We start from the raw sequence: 19,059 nt of genomic DNA, 5'->3' as shown, positions 1-19,059 counted from the left end.
GACTAAAATAACGTGCAGGACGCTCCTTACAAAATATATAACGCCTCTGCTGGCTCCGGCAAAACCTACACCCTTGCTAAAGAGTATTTAAAAATAATCCTTTCTACAGATTTTAATAAGAATTATCGTAGTATTCTGGCCATTACGTTTACCAACAAGGCGGTAAATGAAATGAAACAGCGAATTTTAGGGAGTCTCTTTGCTTTTGGCAAACTGTCCATTAGTGATGAATCTCCTCCTATGTTAGTGGATATATCCCAGGAATTAGGGATCGATTTAAGTACCTTAAAACATAGATCCAAGAAGGTACTAAAGGAGATACTACATAATTATGCCTTTTTTGATGTTTCCACTATCGATAAGTTCACCCACAGGTTGATAAGGACTTTCGCAAAAGATTTAAAACTACCCCAGAATTTTGAGGTAGTCCTGGATACCAAATTACTGTTGGATGAGGCCATTGCCAAACTGATCAATAAGGCTGGCACCGATACTCAATTAACCAAGGTGTTGATCGATTTTGCATTGGAAAAAATAGACGGTGATAAAAGTTGGGATATTGCCTTTGACTTGCAAAAAATAGGAACTTTATTATTTAATGAAAATCAAGCTACACATTTAAAAAAACTGGAAGACAAGGGAATTGATGATTTTCTGGATCTGAAAAAGGATTTGGTTTTGCAAATTCAGGCTAGTGAAGCAAAAATTGTAAACTGGGCGACGGAAATCCTAAGGATTATTGAAGAGAATAATCTGGAAGTCAATAATTTTAAATCGGGCTACTTTCCAAAATTTATTGCAAAAATTGCCGCTGGCGATTTAAATGTAGATTTCACCGCGGCTTGGAAACAAAATTTTGAAACAGATCCCTTGTACACCAAGGCCTGCCATGAAGACATCAAAAATATATTGGACGGACTCCATCCAAGGTTTATTGGTCTGTTTAATGAAATAAAAGTGAACACCATTGTTTTATCACTACTCAAAAATGGATATAACAACATAGTTCCTCTAACGGTTTTGAGCGCTATACAAAATGAAATAAAGAATCTTGAAAAGGACCGTGACCTTTTGCCTATTTCCTCGTTCAATAGTATAATATCGAAAGAGATTAAGGATCAGCCTGCCCCTTTTATTTATGAACGAATTGGAGAAAAATACCGTCATTATTTTGTGGATGAGTTTCAGGATACCTCCGAAATGCAATGGAATAACTTAATACCGTTAATTGGTAATGCATTGGAAAGTGTGGATGATCAAGGTAAAATAGGTTCTTTACTTTTGGTGGGTGATGCCAAACAGGCTATATACCGGTGGAGAGGCGGAAAGGCGGAACAGTTTTTAAACCTTATCAACCTAAAGGAAAATCCGTTTGTAATTCCACCAAAAACGGCAAATCTTCCTGCCAATTATCGAAGTCATGAGGAAGTGATAAAATTTAATAACGATTTTTTCACAGTCACCAGCCCCTTTCTGGAGAACAGTGTTTATAACCAATTATTTGTGGAGGGCAATAGTCAACACTACAATAGCAAAAAAGGTGGTTTGGTACAGCTTTCATTTATAGACGTGGAGGAATCCCAGGACGAGGACGAGGAATACTGTAAATCAGTAATGAATATCTTGAAGGAGGTTTTGGAAAAGAACTATTCCCTAAGGGATATATGCATCCTTACCCGTAAGAAAAAACATGGTATTTTGTTGGCAGATTTCTTAATGCAGCATAAAATCCCCATTATTTCATCGGAAACGCTTTTGTTAAACAGTAACCCCAAGGTAAGGTTCTTGGTTAATTTATTGCATTTTAGTCTACAGTCCAACGAAATGGAGAGATGTTATGAAATCTTGAGCTTTTTATCCGAGGACATGGAAAACAGGCATCATTTTATATATAGCAATATTGATAAGGTAGCCGAGTTGTTGATTAAGTCATATGGGTTTAATGTGAAAATTCTTGGACAATCCTCAGTTTATGACGGTTTGGAATATGCTATTAAAAAATTTGGATTGGCAGACACTTCGGATGCCTATATAACCTATTTTTTGGATGTTGTTTTGGAAGTGGAACAAAAAGAAGGTACCAATACCCAAGTCTTTTTGGCACATTGGGAGAAGAAAAAGGAAAGTTTAAGCATAACAGCACCGGAAAATGTAGATGCCGTTCAAATTATGACCGTGCATAAATCCAAGGGTTTGGAATTTCCAATTGTAATCTTTCCTTTTGCCAATACTAACATATATGAAGAAAGGGATGCAAAATTATGGCTGCCTGTAAACCCTGATTCCTTTAATGGGTTTGAGGAGATTCTGATAAATAAAAAACAGGAAGTTATTACTTACGGTACAGAAGCGGAAGCCCTTTACTATGAGGAACAGCATAAATTGGAGCTGGATGCCTTTAATCTATTGTATGTAGCAATGACTAGGGCTGAAAAGGGGCTTTATGTAATTTCAAAGAAAGACCTTACCCAAAAGGGAGAGCACAAACCTAATTATTACTCCGGATTGTTTATTCACTATTTAAAGGTAAAAGCTATTTGGGAGGAGACCAAGACTTGTTATCAGTTTGGAAATCTTGAAATTCAGGATGAACCTGGCAATCACGGTGAACATCAGGAAAAAATATCCCATCTCTACACTTTTAAGGAGCGGCCGGAGTTTAGGATCCTGACCAGGTCTGGTGCCCTATGGGATACGGAAAGGGGAAATGCCCTTAGTAAGGGGAATTTATTACATTTTGTTATGGGGCTAATAGAGACTGTTGAGGACATAGATAATGCTGTTGATGGGCTTATTAGGAATGGGGACCTTTCTCAGGAGGATAGCGCTGGGATGAGACAAAGGATAAAGACCATTGCCAACCATCCAAAGCTAAATAGCTACTTTGATAAAGGAAACCTTATAAAGAACGAACAGGACATTCTAACCAAGAGTGGAAAAGTACTTCGTCCGGACAGAATAGTAATAAAGGATAACAGCGCTACCATAATAGATTATAAGACGGGTAAACGGAATCCTTCCTACCACGAACAAATTTATTCTTATGCAGATGCTCTGGTAGCGATGGGATATGAAATTGAAAATAAAATTCTTGTTTACATTAATGAGGAAATTACTTTGGACTTTATCTAGAGGGTCTTATATTATTATAGAAGGATTTTCCGCTATTTCTTCCAGAATTCGCGATGGTGTAAAGTTGGTGTGTAAAATGGGTAATATCTAGCTGCAAAAGGGTGTTTATGTCATAGTATTCTATGCTCAGTCGTACCTCAAGGAAAAGCAGGAATTTGCGTACAACCGCCCAAATTCCATGATATTGAGCACTGGGATTGGGCAATAACAGCATTTACTGAGGTAGGCACAACATTGAATATCGTTTAAATGCGTCTTTTTTCGCATGAAATACGTTAAAAAAATTAAGAAAATGATTTTGTTAATAATTTTTAACAACTTACATTTGCAGCTAATAAACACTTAAACTTAAAAATTTGAACATGAAACATCTTAGCAAATTATTGGTTGTTGCCCTACTTATTGTAGGTTTTAACAACGTACAAGCGCAAGACGAGAATAACCCTTGGCAAGTAAGTTTCGGAGCTAACGCAATTGACGTTTACCCTACCGGAGATGTGAGCACTTTTGGGAATGAATTCTTTAATGCAACAGACCATTGGAACATCCTTCCATCTATTTCTTATGTAGGAGTATCTAAGTATGTAGGTAGTGGGTTCTCAATTGGAGCAAGAGGTTCTTTGAACCGTATTGACAAATTGGGAGATGTTAGTGTAGACGATTTGTCTCACTATGGTCTTGATGGTACAATAAAATATAATTTCTTAAAAAGTACAGTAATCGATCCATTCATTGAAATTGGTGGTGGTTATACTTGGATAGACGAAGTTGGTGCTGGTACCGTAAATGGTGGTATTGGACTTAACCTTTGGTTCACAGAGAACATCGGTTTAACCTTACAGACGTCTTACAAGCATGCTTTTGAAGATTATTTAGCTAAGCATTTCCAACATATGGCCGGTATAGCCATCAAATTTGGTGGTACTGACACAGATGGTGACGGAATCTACGACAAAGATGATGCTTGTCCAGAGGTTGCTGGTTTAGAGATTTTCAACGGATGTCCAGATGCAGACGGTGATGGTATCGAGGATAGCAAAGATGCTTGTCCTAACGAAGCTGGTTCAAAAGAAATGAACGGTTGTCCAGATGCAGACGGTGATGGTATTGCTGATAAAGATGATGCTTGTCCTAACGAAGCTGGTATTGCTGCTTTAGCTGGTTGTCCAGATGCAGACGGTGACGGTGTTGCTGATAAAGATGATGCTTGTCCTAACGAAGCTGGTCCTGCAGCTAACAAAGGATGTCCTTACCAAGATAAAGATGGTGACGGTGTATTGGATAAAGATGATAAATGTCCAGATGTTGCCGGAACTGTAGCTAACCAAGGTTGTCCTGAAGTTACTGAAGAAGTTCAGAAGCAATTGAACGAATATGCTAGAACAATCTTATTTGATACTGGTAAATCTTCAATCAAAGCAGAATCTACTTCTGTAATGGTTGATATTATCACTATCCTTAAAGAGTACCCTACTGCTAAATTTACAGTAGAAGGTCATACTGATAGTGTAGGTAGTAATTCTTTGAACCAGAAATTATCTGAGTCAAGAGCGCTTTCAGTAAAAACTTTCTTAGTAGAGAAAGGTATTGAAGAGTTTAGATTATCTGCCATAGGATATGGTGAGGATAAGCCTATCGCTACCAACAATACTAATGCTGGTAGAAAGCAAAACAGAAGAGTTGAAATTAACTTGGTAAAGTAATTTCCAAGTAGTTTTATAACTATAAAGGAAAGCCCCGCTATATAGCGGGGCTTTTTTTGTTTTTAAATGAACAAGGATAAATTACCAGAATATATTCCCTAACCATAAATTATTATAATTTCCATGATAGAACAGAGTGGTTGCCTTCTTTCTGTTTTTTATAATTAAATTACCCCATATTTCTAAAACGAATTTTAAGGTCGAAGCTAAAGACAGTGTCTTGAAGATCTTTTTTAAATATACGAGTGGATGTTCTGACAAAATCTCAGGATGATTAATGGGACCAAAAATGGATCTGCAAAATAAACTTGCATAATTGCAGGTAAGTTCAGACTGTAAAAATTATGATGATTTAACCGATGAAAAGTTTTCTCCAACAGGTAGTTGATGATTTATTAAATACCTATGATACCTTCGACAACATAATCTTAATATTGCCCAGTAAAAGGGCAGGGACTATTTTAAGGACAACCTTGGCCAATACAGCCAGTAAAACTATATTTTCCCCTAAAATTTACAGTATAGAGGGCTTTGTAGAACATATATCCGATCTGCAGCCAGCTTCAAGTATGGAGCAACTTTTTACACTATATAAGGCTTATTCAGCAATTGAATATGGCGAAAAGGATAACTTTTCCACCTTTGCCAAATGGGGGCAGACCTTATTGCAGGATTTTAATGAGATCGATAGATACTTAATAGATTCCAAAGATTTATTTTCCTATTTGGCAGACATTCAGGAAATTAATCACTGGTCATTACAGAAGGAAAAATCGGAAATAATCACGAATTACATTAAATTCTGGAACAATCTTGATCCGCTTTATACTGCTTTTAATGATTTGTTGAAAGCTAAAAATTTAGGCCATCAGGGGCTAATTTATCGCACGGCCTGTGAACAGTTGAAAGAATATTTGGGGAATAACAAAGGCAAGACACATATTTTCGCTGGCTTTAATGCCCTTAATAAGGCTGAATCATTTATAATTCAGGAAGTATTGGCCAATAGTAAGGCGGATATTTTTTGGGATGGCGATGCTTATTTTGTGGAAGACCCAATACATGATGCCGGTTATTTTATAAGACAACACCAAAATACTTGGCCTTGGCTTAAGGGGAAAGCCTTAAAAGGAGTTGAAAACAATTATTTATCCAAAAAGAATATTAATATAATAGGTGTGCCCAAGAATGTTTCCCAGGCCAAGTATGTTGGGAACCTTTTATTGAAACTTAAAGAAGAGGATGGGGACATACTTAAGAACACGGCAATAGTCTTGGGTGATGAAACCTTGTTGAATCCACTTTTGAACGCTATACCCTCTGAATTGGACACCGTAAACATTACGATGGGTTATCCTTTAAAAAGCACCCCGTTGGCCAGTCTGTTTTCGCAATATCTTTCTTTACACTTAAAAAAGGATGCACAGGGGTGGTATTTTCAACAGCTGCTGGATTTTTTGTCACATCCTTATATACAAATTCTATGTACCGAAAAGGAGCGCAATATCGCAGCTGATTTGAGCGAAGCTATTAGGATGAAGAATTGGGCATTTATAAGTAAAGATAATTTGAGCTCCATACTAGGGGATAATGATCAATTGCTAAGCATACTTTTTTTTAAGGAGAAGGTTTCCGGAACAATTTTTCTAAATAAATGCCATCAAATTATTCAAATACTTAGGGAAAAGTTTTTACTATCCGAAGATTCCCTTGGCTTGGAGTATTTGTATAAGTTTTACTCCCTGTTCAATCAACTTCAGGATATGATGTCGCAATATGCTTTTGCTGACGACCTACAATCTTTGGAAAGCCTTTATTTGGAAATTGTAAGGAACGAAACCCTCGATTTTCAAGGTGAACCTTTGGAAGGCTTGCAAATCATGGGAATGTTGGAAAGTAGGGTGTTGGATTTTGAAACCGTTATTCTAACTTCGGTCAACGAAGGAATACTACCTTCCGGCAAGTCCAATAATTCCTTTATCCCCTTCGACCTAAAAAAATATTATAAACTTCCTACCTATAAAGAGAAGGATGCTGTGTATACCTATCACTTTTATCGTTTATTGCAACGGGCAAAGAATATCTATTTGGTATACAATACGGAGCCTGATGTTTTAGAAGGTGGAGAGAAAAGCAGGTTGCTTACCCAACTTCTTACGGATGAAAATAAGTTATCGGATATCACTGAAATAATTGCAGCACCCGAAATCAATCCAACCGTAAGGGGATTAGAGACCATTGCTAAGGATGAGGGTCTAATGGATTTGATCAAGGGGCATGCCTCCAAAGGATTTTCCCCCACTTCCCTGAGTAATTATATAAGGAATCCCATAGATTTTTATAAAAGAAATCTGTTGGGGATAGATGACATTTTGGAAGTAGAAGAAACCGTAGCCAACAATACCTTTGGAACTATTGTACACGATACTTTGGAGGATCTTTACAAACCTTATTTAAATACCTATCTGGAAGAGTCCTTTCTCCAAGAAATGAAAAAGAAAATAAAGACCACTGTAATTGGCCATTTTGCCAAGAGTTTTGCGGAAGGTGATATTACTAGGGGGAAAAATCTGATTGCTTTTAATGTGGTGGTGAGATATATAGAAAATTTTCTAAAAATGGAGTTGGCAGAAGTGAAACAGCATAAAATAAAGATATTGGGAGTAGAGGAGAAACTCCGAATGAACATTACTGTTCCTGGACTGGATTTCCCCGTAGTCCTAAAAGGAAAATTAGATCGGATTGATGAAAAAGACGGACTTATAAGAATTATCGACTATAAAACAGGAACAGTGACCAGCTCCCAAGTGGAAATTGTGGCCTGGGAAGATGCCATACAAGACTATAACTACAGCAAAGCCTTTCAATTGTTATGCTATGCCATTATGTACAACAATATGAAACCTATAGAGACTATAGAAGCAGGGATAATTTCCTTCAAAAATTTAAGTTCTGGTCTCCTCAAATTTGCGGTAAAAGAAAAAAAAGGCAGTAGAAACAAGGATAATAACATTACCCAGGAAACTATTGCCTCTTTTATGGAATCTATTAAATCTTTAATTTCCGAAATTGGAAACCCTCTTGTACCGTTTACAGAGAAGGAAGTATAGGTTATTTTTTATCAGGTCGTGTAGGTCTTACCTCTATTTTGCTCGGCAATGTCCTTGGATTCATGTTCAAAAGATCTAGAACGAGCTCACCAATATCTTCTGGCTGAATCTTCCAAGCATCCTCTTTGGACGGTTCATGGCCATTAAAATTAGTGGCTACGGAACCAGGCATTATTGTAGAAACCTTAATATCATAAGGTCTTAAATCTAACATGGCAGCTTGGGTAAAGCCTACTACCCCAAATTTGGTGGCATTATATCCTGCACCATTGGCAAAAAAATTGGTACCTGCCAAACTGGCCAAAGTTATATAATACCCTTTAGATTTCTTTAGGGCTTCCACGGAGGCTTTTAGAGAGTGATAAACTCCGTTTAGGTTGGTGTTCACCATCTCATGCCAAAGGTCGTCGGAAATTTGATCTACTGGAGCAAAATGTCCAACACCGGCATTGGCCACCACCACATCCAATTTTCCCCATTTATCCAAAATCTTCTTAATTGCGGACTTTTCATCCTCAAGTGTTGAAACATCCGAGGCTATGGCCAGTACATTGTCTGTCTTACCAAGGCTTTTTGCTGCTTTTTCAGCATTTTCCATTAGCCTGCTACTAATTGCTACCTTCATTCCGGCTGCCAATAATTTGGCTGCTACACCATATCCTATTCCCTTGGAACCTCCTGTTATATAGACCACTTTATCTTTTAAATCATTCATGTTGTTTAGTTTTAAGTGAAATTATAATTATAAGAGCGGATAATAAAAAACTGAGCGTTATTATTTTCTTAAACTCGAATCATAATGAAATCAATTTAAACATAAATTTTAAGATAAAGGGAGGCACTTGTGCCGCTGGAGCTGTTTAACACCTTAGGTTATTTTCTACTATGTTATAAGCTGCTTTTCGGAAACTTTATAAGTTAAGCTCATTGTAACTTAGTAAAGGGATTGCGATGTGTTCTTCCATTTTAGCAACCAGGCTTTTATGGAATATTTTTTGAAAAAAGCCCTTTTCTTCCCTTTCCAAAAGAACCAATAAATCGGCCCCAATGATATTGGCGTGGACTTTAAGTTTATCTTGGATCTTGTCTGAAAAAATCAATGCAAAGTTTATGGAAGTATCATCAACCTCTTTCTGAAGCATTTCTTTAAACCACTCCATCTGCTCTTTTCCGGAATACTCCTTTTCGGTTGATATATGTACTATATGTATTTTAGCTCCTAGAGTCTTGGCCCATGGAACTAATTTTTTAAGAGCAAGAATATCTGCCTCTTCAAAATCCGTAGCATACAATATCGTCTTAATCGGGTTTTCTTTAATGGTATTGGGTATAATAAGTAAGGGACAGGGGACTTTTTCCTGAAGACCCGTTCCAATATTGCCTACAATGAGGCCACGGTCCGTATGTTTATCCTTTCTACCTATGATGATCATATCAGGTACAACATCCTTGGTTTTCTCTAGAATGGCATTGGATACCGAATCGTTTTGGATCACTTCAATTTGTAATTTCTTATTATCCACAGCAACACCTAAATGCTTGGTGCAATACGATGTTAGAATTTCTGACTGTTCCTTGATTACATGGTATTCCATTTGGGCTACGGGCCGTGAAACGGAGATACGTAAATGGTCCATGTCATGAACATAAATCACCAATAGGCTTGCATTTAATTTGGTGCTTAAATCATAAGCGTATTTTAATGCGGGTACAGAATGTTCAGTACGATCGGTAGCGTAGAATATTGTTCTCATAATAGCTTTATTGAAAAATTAAAGCTATAAACTATTGTCGATAATAAATATGATATTGGTCATAGCCATCCTCCTGTTGTGTATAAAGGTAATTTGGCTCCCTTTATAATGTTAGGGTAAGGTGCTTCTTTAGAGTATCTGGTTTTTATACATTTCTGCTGAACCATACCTCTTTAAATTTCACCCTAACTGACTTTTGTCATTTCAAAATCCTATTTGGTGGTGTACTTTAGTAACAATTGGAATAACTATATATCAAGACCTCATGAAAGCAATCGCAAAAATTGGAAATTTAATTTCTGATATGGACAAAATTATAATTCTCCGTAATCTTAATCGAATTATGGATATTAGGATAATAGATCTTGAAGTAGACACCGGAAGACTCATTTTTCTTTATTATAGCCCAATAGCCTTGGAACAGGTGAAGCAAGAACTATGGAGAATAGGTTATCCCATACGGCATTTTAAATTCCATTCCACATTTAATTCTAATTTGCATAGTGAGGGTGCCATGGCCTAGGTTATTCCTCAGGAGTTTGAAAAATATGGATACCCTTCTTTTAATAGTAATATTCTAATGCATTAATTTGAAATAATATGAAATCAAAAACGCAATTGTTTACAGCACTGTGGGAGGAGGCAAGAACCCGGTTTACCAACCAATTGGTCAATTTGACGGAGGAGGATTTAAGCAAAAGATTATTGCCTGCGCCCAATAGTATTGGCTTTCTAATAAGACATATAGGAGATGTTGAATTTCTTTTTGCCAAAAACGTATTTGGAGGGCAGGAAGTTAAGGTCATTGCAAAAACGGTTATTGCCCAAAAGGATACCGGGGAATGGACCGATTTGACGGAATTATTGGAATATGTTCAGAATTCATTTTTAGTATTAAAGTCGATAGTAGAAAAACAGGAAGATATTGATTGGGAAACGACTATTACTACTAAAGAATTTGGAACAAAGACAAAGGCGGAGGCATTTGGAAGAATTGTTTCCCACACCACCTATCATTCGGGCCAAATGGCCATTATAAAGAAATATGGGTCTTAGGATTTAATGGATTTTTTCTATAACCTTTTTTAATTTCTCGCCCACTTCATCTGCAATATTCATTAGATCCAAGTTAATTACTGCCTGCATGGATGCCATGGGGTTTACAGCTGCGATTTCCACTATTCCAGGTTCCTTTTCCATAACAATTACATTACAGGGCAGCATAGTGCCTATTTTATCTTCAGCCTGCAGGGCTTTATGTGCAAAGGGAGCGTTACAGGCACCCAGAACTATATAATTATAAAAATCTACATCCAATTTCTTCTTTAAGGTAGCTTTCATATCTATTTCAGTAAGTACCCCAAAGCCTTCCTCTTGTAGCGCCAATCTAGTTTTTTCCACAGCTTGGTCGAAAGATATATTTCCAATTGATTTATTAAAATAATATTGCATAATAATTTTTTTATTGCGTTTTTAAAAAACAAGGACAGGAAGCAAAAGTCTCCAGTTTCTAATTTAGCAATTAATGTTCTATTTTTTTAATCCATTTAAAGTGGTCCATACCGTAAATAGGGTAAAGTAGCGCTTTTCATTAATAAGGACTATAAACAATAAAAAGGATTGGGATATCTAATTATCCCAATCCTTAATGTCCGGGGCACATAGCTCTTTTCCACTAACCCAAGTCTTAGATGGAGCGTTGCAATTACAACATCCGTAAAGGGTGATGGGGCGGATTAGGCTCAAGAAATACATGGGCCCGGATTATGGTCCCTAAGGCATTACTGCTTAGAAACTTTATTTTTATATCTATCAAAGAACGATTGCTTTTATAATAGCATCAAGTTAGAATATTTCTATTAGGCTTAAAATGATATAAATCAGTTGGCGGTATTTTTTCTTCTTTTAAAAAAGGAAACGGGAATACTTAGTTTCCAGCTGCCTTTGAAGCCTTTTCATTTTTTGCAATACCGATCCGTTTAATTATAGGCTGCATTGATCTTGTCCGGCGTGGTCGCTTTTATCCTTTTCCTTGTCCCTCGACATTTGTAGTTGGCGGTTCTAGTAATTCAAAGAATTGATCTAGTTTAGGTAAAATAATTATCTCTGTCCTACGGTTTATAGCTCTACCTTCCGTGGTTGTATTGGTCGTTTTTGGAAGGTATTCAGAACGCCCGCCAGCAGTCATCCTAAGGGGCTCAACTGCAAACTTAGTTTGCATTAATCGTACAATAGACGTTGCCCTTTTTACACTTAAATCCCAGTTGTCGGTCATACAATCAGTAGAAATGGGGACATTGTCTGTATGCCCTTCCACTAAAATATCGAGTTCCTTATGGTCATTGATTATCTTGGCAATTTTACCAATAACTTCTTCTGCCCTATTACTTACGTTGTAACTTCCAGAACGGAAGAGCATCTTGTCTGAAATAGAGACATAGACCACTCCCTTCTTTACTTCAATATTAATATCTTCATCCTCAAAATTGTTCAAGGATCTTTTTAAGTTCATGACCAATACCAAATTAATAGAGTCCTTTCGCTGCATGGTACTGGTAAGATCTTTTATATACTTGTTCTGTTCGTTTAAGGCTTCCAGAGATTTTTTAATGCTTTCAGCTCCAGATTTGCTCACAACAGAGAGATCAGATAGTCGGGCCAAGAGGTCTGTATTGGTGCTTTTGAAGTATTCCATCTGTTGCTCCAAGGATTTAGATCTGTTTTTTTCATTGGCCAATCCGGCTTCCAATAAATTATTTTGATTCTTACTGGTGCTTAGTTCATTTTCACAATTTACGGCCCGATCTTGCATGGACGTATATTTTTTTTGACTAACACAAGATGTAAAAAGGGTAAGTACTAAGCCGTAAAGATATAGTGTTTTCATATTTGAAGGTTTATTGAACGATTCCTATTTCAGTAAAGAAAGGCACTATTCGAAAAATATGAAATGATATAAATCATATCGTTTATGGCTGTTTTTCGATTTATAGATAGGTGGGCCATGACAATTGGTATGTTTTTTTTAAATGATTTTACTCACTAAGTGAGATTTGAATGCTCTGGCACTTGCCTGCCCGTTCCGTTCAGGCGGGCGTCGAAATATTATAAGTAGTTTCCTTTCGTTGGCTCATGGGCCTTCCCTGAGGCAATTGACTAGGTATATACCATCATTACATTTCCTATTGAGTGTTTTTTCCTAAACAACATTTGCCACTTATCCAACTACTATTACTTCAATGGCAATCATAACTGACAAAGGTCATAGGGCGGTGTGCGGTTAAGGAATAGCTTTATAATTCAAAGTTGAAGGAAAAATCATAGCCATTCCAATTCAATATGTGGCAGCTTATGATTGGCGATAAGCATCACTTCAAAAGCTATTGCTAGCATTTTTGAAATTAATCGAAGGTATATTATGAAAAAGTTCAAAAAGATATTGCTCATATTATTATCCATTGCTGTGTTGTTCTTGGCTTTTTTACTTTGGTATCAACAAGAATACGCTATGGACGTTGTCCAAAATTACGAGGTAAATTCTCCTGTAGGAAATTCCAAATTGCTAATTGCAACTCAGGGAAGCGAATTTAAGAATACGATTACCACTGCCATTGTAGATTATTATAAATCGGAATCTGTTTATATTAAGGTAATAGATGTCTCTTCATTGGTGGATGTGGATCTTATGAATTACGATGCCTTGCTAGTGATACATACTTGGGAAAACTGGAATCCCCCAGCATCCATTAAATCGTTTATGGACAGAACCGTTGAGGAGAGGGACAAAATGGTTGTCCTAACCACTTCAGGACAGGGTACCTACAGAATGGAGGGAATAGATGCAATTACAGGAGAATCCATAATGGATGAAACACCTATGTATGTAGGGAAAATCATTAATGAACTAAATCCCTTGCTAAATTTGCTGTCGTCGTAATAACCTTTTTAATATCGGATTCTATCATCCCAATTAATTGAAATGTATAATTTTAAATATTTTAATATCGCCGATTGGTTTTCTTTCTACCGGATAATGGCCGTTCCTTTGTTGGTTGGTCTAATTTGGTTTGGGGAACGCGAATGGTTTACTTGGATGCTGCTCATAAGTTATAGTACGGATGCAATAGACGGCTTTTTGGCTAGAAAGCTTAAAATCACAAGTGCTAGAGGCTCACAGCTCGATTCCATTGGAGATCAAATAACCCTGGTTATTGGGTTGATCGGTCTGTTCTTTTTTGAAAATGCTTTTATCAAGGAAAACTATCTTCTTATCCTTTTAGCATTTGTTCCCTATCTTTTACAAATGACTATTGCCTTTGTTAAATATGGAAGGGCAACTGCCTTTCATACTTATTTGGCTAAAATGTCGGCCATTATTCAAGGAGTTTTTATTTTATGGTTGTTATTTTTTGGTCCGGTTTATTGGTTATTCTATACCATGATTGTTTTGGGTGTTTTGGAGACTATTGAAGAAATTACACTTATCTTTATGTATGATCAGTGGGTAGAAGACGTAAAAGGTTATTTCTGGGCCCTTAGTGATGAAAGAAGGCCAAAGAATACAAACACCCAATAGCAAAGCCCTTATTAATGCGATCATATACTTTTTTTGCAATAGTCCTTTTATGTTTTGGTATTTTACTGATAGATGCTTTGGCTTTCTATTGGCTTAGCTCTATCATGGAGCCCATTGTATCTTCCAATCTAAAGAACAGTATTTATATCGCCTTTTGGTTTTTTACCATAGGGCTTATCATTTCCATTTTGGTGTTAAAAATTAGATTGGAGAGTATAGCACCGCAAAGAAAACAACTGCTTATTTCAACCTTATATGGTTTAACGGTTTCCTCCTTTATTCCCAAACTAATATTTGTAGTGGTTATCTCCATCCTCTATTTTTCCAACTTTTTAATTTCAGACGAAAAATCCTTGCTTATCATTCCTATGATTGGCGTTTTTTTTGGGTTTTTGCCTTTTTTTGTTATCGTATATGCCGTATTTAGGGCGGTATACAGATTTAAGGTGCATCATGTTAAAGTAGTATCGAAATTACTTCCGCAAAATTTTAACGGATTGCGAATAGTTCAAATATCCGATCTTCATTTGGGCAGTTTTAACTATCGTTACCATATTCTGGACCGCGCCATTAAAACTATTAATCAATTAAATCCGGATTTTATTTTTTTTACGGGCGATTTGGTGAATAACTATGCATGGGAATTGAATGGTTGGGAGACAGTTTTAAAGCAACTTACCGCTAAGGAGGGTAAATATTCGGTGCTGGGGAATCATGATTACGGGGATTACAGCAAATGGGAATCGGAGGAAGAAAGGAATAGTAACTTTACGGATATCAAAGATTTTCATGCTGCAATTGGTTTTAAGCTTTTACTGAATGAAGCCGAATGTATTGAAAACAATGGGGATAAAATTGCTATTGTGGGAGTAGAGAATTGGGGCAATCCCCCCTTTAAACAATATGGGGACCTCAAAAAATCCCTGCTGGATGTAAACGGGATTGCATTTAAAATATTATTGTCCCACGACCCCTCACATTGGAGTGGGGAAGTGGTGGATCAAACCAATATAGCCCTCACGCTATCTGGACATACACACGGTATGCAGGCCGGGATCAATATCAGAAATAAAAAATGGAGTCCCATAAAGTACAAATACAAACATTGGGCGGGATTATACCAGTTGGGGCAGCAGTATCTTTATGTAACCCGAGGATTGGGGTGGATGGGCTTCCCTGGTCGTTTGGGCATGCGTCCCGAAATTACAATCATAGAATTGGATAATGAGTAGTATTGACACTAATTTCCATGTGGTGGAACTAATTAATAATAGGGTATAGGAACTTATTCATTTATTTTTTCCTGCTCCTTCTTTTGCTCTTTTTCTTTCTTTTTGAAATATCGTCGAGTCAAGAAATTATGTTTCAAGGCTTCGGTTACTTCATTGAAGTTTTTCACCCCTTCCGTAACATTTTCCATGGTCGTCTCCAATTGCCCTACTAGTATAGTATCGGATGCTAAATAGTTAATGGCACCCTTCCCTTTTTTTATATTTCCAATTACCGAATTTAAATTCAAAGACATTTTTTCGATTTCGATACTGGAATTTTCTAGATGGGAAATTACATTTCTCATTTTATCCCCGGAAATAGAGTCTTTTAGGAGAACCCCGGCAGCGCTATTCTCAAAATCGAACTGTTTTACAATTTGGTTCATTTCCCCTATCATTTTGTTGGCTTCACTACTGCTAAGTTTCAAATTGGTAATGGTTTGGTGCAGTTCAGTGGCCATAAGGGAATCATTGAGCAACCTCCCAAAGGTACCTTTGCCTTGCGTCAATGACCGAGTGACTTTTAGAAGATCCTGTGTCAACAAAGCTGCATTTTCATTGGTCTGGTTTAGGGTGTTTAGCATATCTTGGGTGGCAACCCTGCTATAAGATTGCAGTTCATCCCCGGGGCCAATATGGGTTGTCTTTCCTTTCCCAGGTACAATATTGATGAGCATACTGCCTACAAGGCCATCGGAACCAATGGTAGCTACGGCATCTTTTTTAATATGATTTTGCATTTTTTCCTCGATAATCATATGTACACGAATGGTGGTATCGTTTATCATTTCTATTTTATTCACCGTACCCACATTAATCCCGGAAAAACGCACATTATTTCCATTTTGAAGTCCGTTGGCATCTTTAAAAAGAGCACTTATAGGAATGGTTTTGCCAAACATATTCTGCCTGTTTCCAATTAAATAGGCAGCCGTAACCAATAGTAATGTGCCGAAGACGACGAATATTCCGAGTTTCAAGTTTTCTAATTTTGTCTTTGCCATATGCTTATTTTTTAAAAAAGGCTTCTACTTTGGGGTCGGTAGATTGCGATAATTGCGAATAGGTACCTTCTGCGTAATTAATTCCATCTACCAAAAGGATCATTCGCTCCGAGATTACTCTGGCACAATCCACATCATGGGTAATAATTAGGGAGGAAGTGCCGTATTTCTTTTGTATGGACCTCATTAATTCTATTATCTCTTTGGAGGTAATAGGGTCCAATCCGCTTGTAGGCTCATCATATAAGATTACCTTTGGTTTTAGAATTAGGGTACGTGCCAAGGCGATCCTTCTTTTCATTCCTCCCGATAGTTCTACAGGCATTAAATTCATAGTATGTGCCAATCCAACATTTTCCAAGGCTTCCAACACCAGAGATTCAGTATCCATAACCACTCCCAATTTTTTTTTATGCCTGCGCATGGGAAATTCTAAATTTTCGCGGACCGTCATGGAATCGTACAATGCACTTCCCTGAAAAAGAAAACCGATATCGGAACGCAATTCGTCCAAAGTTTTTTGGTCCAGCTTATTTATTTCTTTACCCAATATTTTAACGGTTCCACTATCGGGTTGTTCCAAGCCCACAAGGCATTTGATCATTACCGATTTCCCAGAACCCGATTTCCCCATTACCACAAGATTTTGGCCCTCTAGTAGGGTCATATTAAATCCGTTCAATACGTGATTGTCACCGAAACTTTTATAGAGATCATTGATCTCTATAACCGTTTTTTTTTGGTTAACTGATTCTATAGTATGTGCTACTTGATTTTGATCCATAATCCTAAAGTTCATAAAATATATCGGAAATAAATACCGCTATAAAATCTACCACAAATAATAGTAAGGATGCCATGACCACAGCTGTATTTGCGGCTACCCCAACTCCTGCAGTACCTTTTTTACAATAATACCCCTTATAGCATCCTACCAATCCTATGGTAAATCCAAAAAAGACCGATTTTATGGTGGCTGGTACCAAGTCGGCAAAGGATAAAGCATTGAAAACCGTATTAAAGTAGAGTTGAAAGGAAACATCTCCCTTTAAATTTTCTACTAAAGCCGACCCATAAAGAGCTACCAAATCCCCGTAAATCACTAAAATTGGCAGCATTAAAGTGGTGGCCATTATCCGTGTAATTACCAAATATTTAAAGGGGTTGGTCCCCGAGACCTCCATGGCATCAATTTGCTCGGTTACCCGCATAGAGCCTAATTCGGCTCCTATCCCTGATGCAATACGGCCAGCGCAGATCAGGGCAGTAATTACAGGCCCTATTTCCCTTACTATGGAGATACCAACCATATTGGGCATCCAGGAAACGGCTCCAAATTGAATTAAAGTGGGTCTAGATTGCAGGGTGAGCACCAGGCCAATGATAAACCCTGTTATCGTTACCAAGACCAGGGATCGGTTCCCCATTTGATAGCATTGGCGCAGTAACTCCCTAAATTCGAAAGGAGGTTTTAATACCTCTTTAAAAAATCGGGCAGTAAAATAAGAGAGATCACCGATCTCTATAAAAAATTCTTTTACCCCTTTAAATAACGTTGATGTATTGTCCATACCCAAATCCTTTTGTAAGGACCTATTTAATCAAAGATACCATGAAAGCTAAGGGCTTAAAATGAGGAATGTCATGTGCTGGTGTGACTGATGTATTTTTAATTGATTTATGAGATTAAAGAGACCTACCGCCCAATTATATAGAGTTGGTCTTTAAAATAAGGTATGAATAAGGTACATGGTTACACCGTCTTAATTTATTGAATTATGCATTAATTGGTAATATTTAATTTAAATTGTTATTGTTTATCAATAAATATTTGTTCTTTTACAATAATAAAATAATATTATATGGCAATTCAGAACAAATTTAACAGCGGAAATCTAATCAATTTCCTACTTATTGTCTTTCAGATAGGCTTTTTGCTTATGGGATTTGGCCTTGGATTATTCATTCTTTTGGCAATTGTTGCTTTTTTTACGGGATCCCCTATTTTCCCAGCGGGTTTTACGGTTATGTTTTCCCTTAGTCAGGATGGGATTGTGAACATCCCAAATAATATGATAGAGACTACATTCAATATCGAGAACGCCATGGGGATTATTGGGGTGGACAAGCTGCCTAAGGGTTTTTTACTTGCTTATAGCGGTATTTCGGTACTTGCCAATGTTTGCATACTATACAGTTTAAGATGGACTATTAAGATTCTGGAAGCGGCAAAACAAGGAGAATTTCTAATTATAGAAAATGCGATTCGTCTGCGATGGATAGCCCTTCTGGGAATTGGATGCATTTTTTTCGATAGATTGGCCACTATCTTTGCTTCATCCTATCTTTATGATAAATTGGAGTATCCGGGTCTTGAGTTTACAAATATCAATTTTTTCTCGTTTATGACCTTACAGTCCGTATTTTCTTTTCTTTTTCTTTGGGTGATTGCCGAGGCGTTTCGTATTGGCTCGCAAATGAAACAGGAGAATGATTTGACTATTTAAAC

General features: G+C 37.1%; 16 protein-coding genes. 9 read left to right on the top strand and 7 right to left on the bottom strand.

What is annotated here, in order from left to right:
* Positions 1-12 precede the first annotated feature (12 nt).
* From CWD90_RS20750 to CWD90_RS20735, 3 genes are all read left to right on the top strand, one after another.
* Positions 13-3,132 carry a UvrD-helicase domain-containing protein gene (locus CWD90_RS20750; RefSeq protein WP_103477975.1) on the top strand — a complete coding sequence of 1,040 codons (3,120 nt, stop codon included), beginning with the start codon at positions 13-15 and terminating at the stop codon, positions 3,130-3,132.
* A 362-nt stretch (positions 3,133-3,494) separates the two neighbouring features.
* On the top strand, positions 3,495-4,835 hold the full coding sequence (locus CWD90_RS20740) for an OmpA family protein (protein ID WP_103477973.1): 1,341 nt from the start codon (positions 3,495-3,497) through the stop codon (positions 4,833-4,835).
* Between the two features lie 359 nt (positions 4,836-5,194).
* Entirely contained in the window at positions 5,195-7,945 is a 2,751-nt protein-coding gene (locus CWD90_RS20735; RefSeq protein ID WP_103477972.1) for a PD-(D/E)XK nuclease family protein, read from the top strand.
* Position 7,946: 1 nt separating this feature from the next.
* On the opposite strand, the gene CWD90_RS20730 is transcribed toward CWD90_RS20735, so the two are convergent.
* Positions 7,947-8,660: an SDR family oxidoreductase gene (locus CWD90_RS20730; RefSeq protein WP_103477971.1), complete on the bottom strand. Its 714-nt coding sequence runs from the start codon at positions 8,658-8,660 to the stop codon at positions 7,947-7,949.
* Positions 8,661-8,856: 196 nt separating this feature from the next.
* A complete protein-coding gene (locus tag CWD90_RS20725; protein WP_103477970.1) occupies positions 8,857-9,699 on the bottom strand; it encodes a universal stress protein in 843 nt (280 codons plus the stop codon).
* 265 nt (positions 9,700-9,964) lie between these two features.
* On the opposite strand from CWD90_RS20725, the gene CWD90_RS20720 reads away from it, so the two are divergent.
* Both CWD90_RS20720 and CWD90_RS20715 read left to right on the top strand, forming a co-directional pair.
* Entirely contained in the window at positions 9,965-10,222 is a 258-nt protein-coding gene (locus CWD90_RS20720; protein ID WP_103477969.1) for a hypothetical protein, read from the top strand.
* Between the two features lie 77 nt (positions 10,223-10,299).
* Positions 10,300-10,755, top strand: a complete 456-nt coding sequence (locus CWD90_RS20715; protein ID WP_103477968.1) for a DinB family protein — start codon at positions 10,300-10,302, stop codon at positions 10,753-10,755.
* A 3-nt stretch (positions 10,756-10,758) separates the two neighbouring features.
* On the opposite strand, the gene CWD90_RS20710 is transcribed toward CWD90_RS20715, so the two are convergent.
* Both CWD90_RS20710 and CWD90_RS20705 read right to left on the bottom strand, forming a co-directional pair.
* Positions 10,759-11,151, bottom strand: coding sequence for a DUF302 domain-containing protein (locus tag CWD90_RS20710; protein WP_103477967.1), 393 nt, complete (start codon positions 11,149-11,151; stop codon positions 10,759-10,761).
* A gap of 568 nt (positions 11,152-11,719) precedes the next feature.
* Positions 11,720-12,586 carry an OmpA family protein gene (locus tag CWD90_RS20705; RefSeq protein ID WP_103477966.1) on the bottom strand — a complete coding sequence of 289 codons (867 nt, stop codon included), beginning with the start codon at positions 12,584-12,586 and terminating at the stop codon, positions 11,720-11,722.
* A 531-nt stretch (positions 12,587-13,117) separates the two neighbouring features.
* Here CWD90_RS20705 and CWD90_RS20700 point away from each other — a divergent pair.
* Genes CWD90_RS20700 through CWD90_RS20690 form a run of 3 tightly spaced genes read left to right on the top strand, consistent with a single transcriptional unit; the run spans position 13,118 to position 15,507 of the window.
* Positions 13,118-13,636, top strand: a complete 519-nt coding sequence (locus tag CWD90_RS20700) for a hypothetical protein (RefSeq protein WP_103477965.1) — start codon at positions 13,118-13,120, stop codon at positions 13,634-13,636.
* 42 nt (positions 13,637-13,678) lie between these two features.
* The gene (locus tag CWD90_RS20695) at positions 13,679-14,275 is read left to right on the top strand and encodes a CDP-alcohol phosphatidyltransferase family protein (RefSeq protein WP_103477964.1); all 597 of its coding nucleotides are present in this window, start codon (positions 13,679-13,681) and stop codon (positions 14,273-14,275) included.
* A gap of 14 nt (positions 14,276-14,289) precedes the next feature.
* Positions 14,290-15,507, top strand: a complete 1,218-nt coding sequence (locus tag CWD90_RS20690) for a metallophosphoesterase (protein WP_103477963.1) — start codon at positions 14,290-14,292, stop codon at positions 15,505-15,507.
* A gap of 53 nt (positions 15,508-15,560) precedes the next feature.
* Here CWD90_RS20690 and CWD90_RS20685 read toward each other — a convergent pair whose 3' ends face one another.
* The 3 genes from CWD90_RS20685 to CWD90_RS20675 are packed head-to-tail and all read right to left on the bottom strand — an operon-like array spanning position 15,561 to position 18,121.
* A complete protein-coding gene (locus CWD90_RS20685) occupies positions 15,561-16,550 on the bottom strand; it encodes an MlaD family protein (protein ID WP_103477962.1) in 990 nt (329 codons plus the stop codon).
* Between the two features lie 4 nt (positions 16,551-16,554).
* Positions 16,555-17,334, bottom strand: a complete 780-nt coding sequence (locus tag CWD90_RS20680; protein ID WP_103477990.1) for an ABC transporter ATP-binding protein — start codon at positions 17,332-17,334, stop codon at positions 16,555-16,557.
* A 4-nt stretch (positions 17,335-17,338) separates the two neighbouring features.
* The gene (locus CWD90_RS20675; protein ID WP_103477961.1) at positions 17,339-18,121 is read right to left on the bottom strand and encodes an MlaE family ABC transporter permease; all 783 of its coding nucleotides are present in this window, start codon (positions 18,119-18,121) and stop codon (positions 17,339-17,341) included.
* Positions 18,122-18,412: 291 nt separating this feature from the next.
* Here CWD90_RS20675 and CWD90_RS20670 point away from each other — a divergent pair, with 291 nt between their 5' ends.
* Positions 18,413-19,057 (top strand): DUF2975 domain-containing protein, encoded by a 645-nt coding sequence (locus CWD90_RS20670; protein WP_103477960.1) that lies wholly within the window; start codon positions 18,413-18,415, stop codon positions 19,055-19,057.
* Positions 19,058-19,059 lie beyond the last annotated feature (2 nt).

Origin of the sequence: Arenibacter catalasegens (assembly GCF_002909235.1) — a bacterium.
In the GTDB taxonomy this organism is placed as follows: domain Bacteria; phylum Bacteroidota; class Bacteroidia; order Flavobacteriales; family Flavobacteriaceae; genus Arenibacter; species Arenibacter catalasegens.
This window is presented reverse-complemented; position numbering and strand designations above follow the sequence as displayed.

Coding starts and splice junctions, on each gene's coding strand:
- CWD90_RS20685 (WP_103477962.1), bottom strand. CDS start 16,550: ATGGCAAAGACAAAATTAGAAAACTTGAAACTCGGAATATTCGTCGTC.
- CWD90_RS20670 (WP_103477960.1), top strand. CDS start 18,413: ATGGCAATTCAGAACAAATTTAACAGCGGAAATCTAATCAATTTCCTA.
- CWD90_RS20710 (WP_103477967.1), bottom strand. CDS start 11,151: ATGCAATATTATTTTAATAAATCAATTGGAAATATATCTTTCGACCAA.
- CWD90_RS20690 (WP_103477963.1), top strand. CDS start 14,290: ATGCGATCATATACTTTTTTTGCAATAGTCCTTTTATGTTTTGGTATT.
- CWD90_RS20715 (WP_103477968.1), top strand. CDS start 10,300: ATGAAATCAAAAACGCAATTGTTTACAGCACTGTGGGAGGAGGCAAGA.
- CWD90_RS20695 (WP_103477964.1), top strand. CDS start 13,679: ATGTATAATTTTAAATATTTTAATATCGCCGATTGGTTTTCTTTCTAC.
- CWD90_RS20675 (WP_103477961.1), bottom strand. CDS start 18,121: ATGGACAATACATCAACGTTATTTAAAGGGGTAAAAGAATTTTTTATA.
- CWD90_RS20740 (WP_103477973.1), top strand. CDS start 3,495: ATGAAACATCTTAGCAAATTATTGGTTGTTGCCCTACTTATTGTAGGT.
- CWD90_RS20700 (WP_103477965.1), top strand. CDS start 13,118: ATGAAAAAGTTCAAAAAGATATTGCTCATATTATTATCCATTGCTGTG.
- CWD90_RS20680 (WP_103477990.1), bottom strand. CDS start 17,334: ATGGATCAAAATCAAGTAGCACATACTATAGAATCAGTTAACCAAAAA.
- CWD90_RS20725 (WP_103477970.1), bottom strand. CDS start 9,699: ATGAGAACAATATTCTACGCTACCGATCGTACTGAACATTCTGTACCC.
- CWD90_RS20705 (WP_103477966.1), bottom strand. CDS start 12,586: ATGAAAACACTATATCTTTACGGCTTAGTACTTACCCTTTTTACATCT.
- CWD90_RS20735 (WP_103477972.1), top strand. CDS start 5,195: ATGAAAAGTTTTCTCCAACAGGTAGTTGATGATTTATTAAATACCTAT.
- CWD90_RS20720 (WP_103477969.1), top strand. CDS start 9,965: ATGAAAGCAATCGCAAAAATTGGAAATTTAATTTCTGATATGGACAAA.
- CWD90_RS20730 (WP_103477971.1), bottom strand. CDS start 8,660: ATGAATGATTTAAAAGATAAAGTGGTCTATATAACAGGAGGTTCCAAG.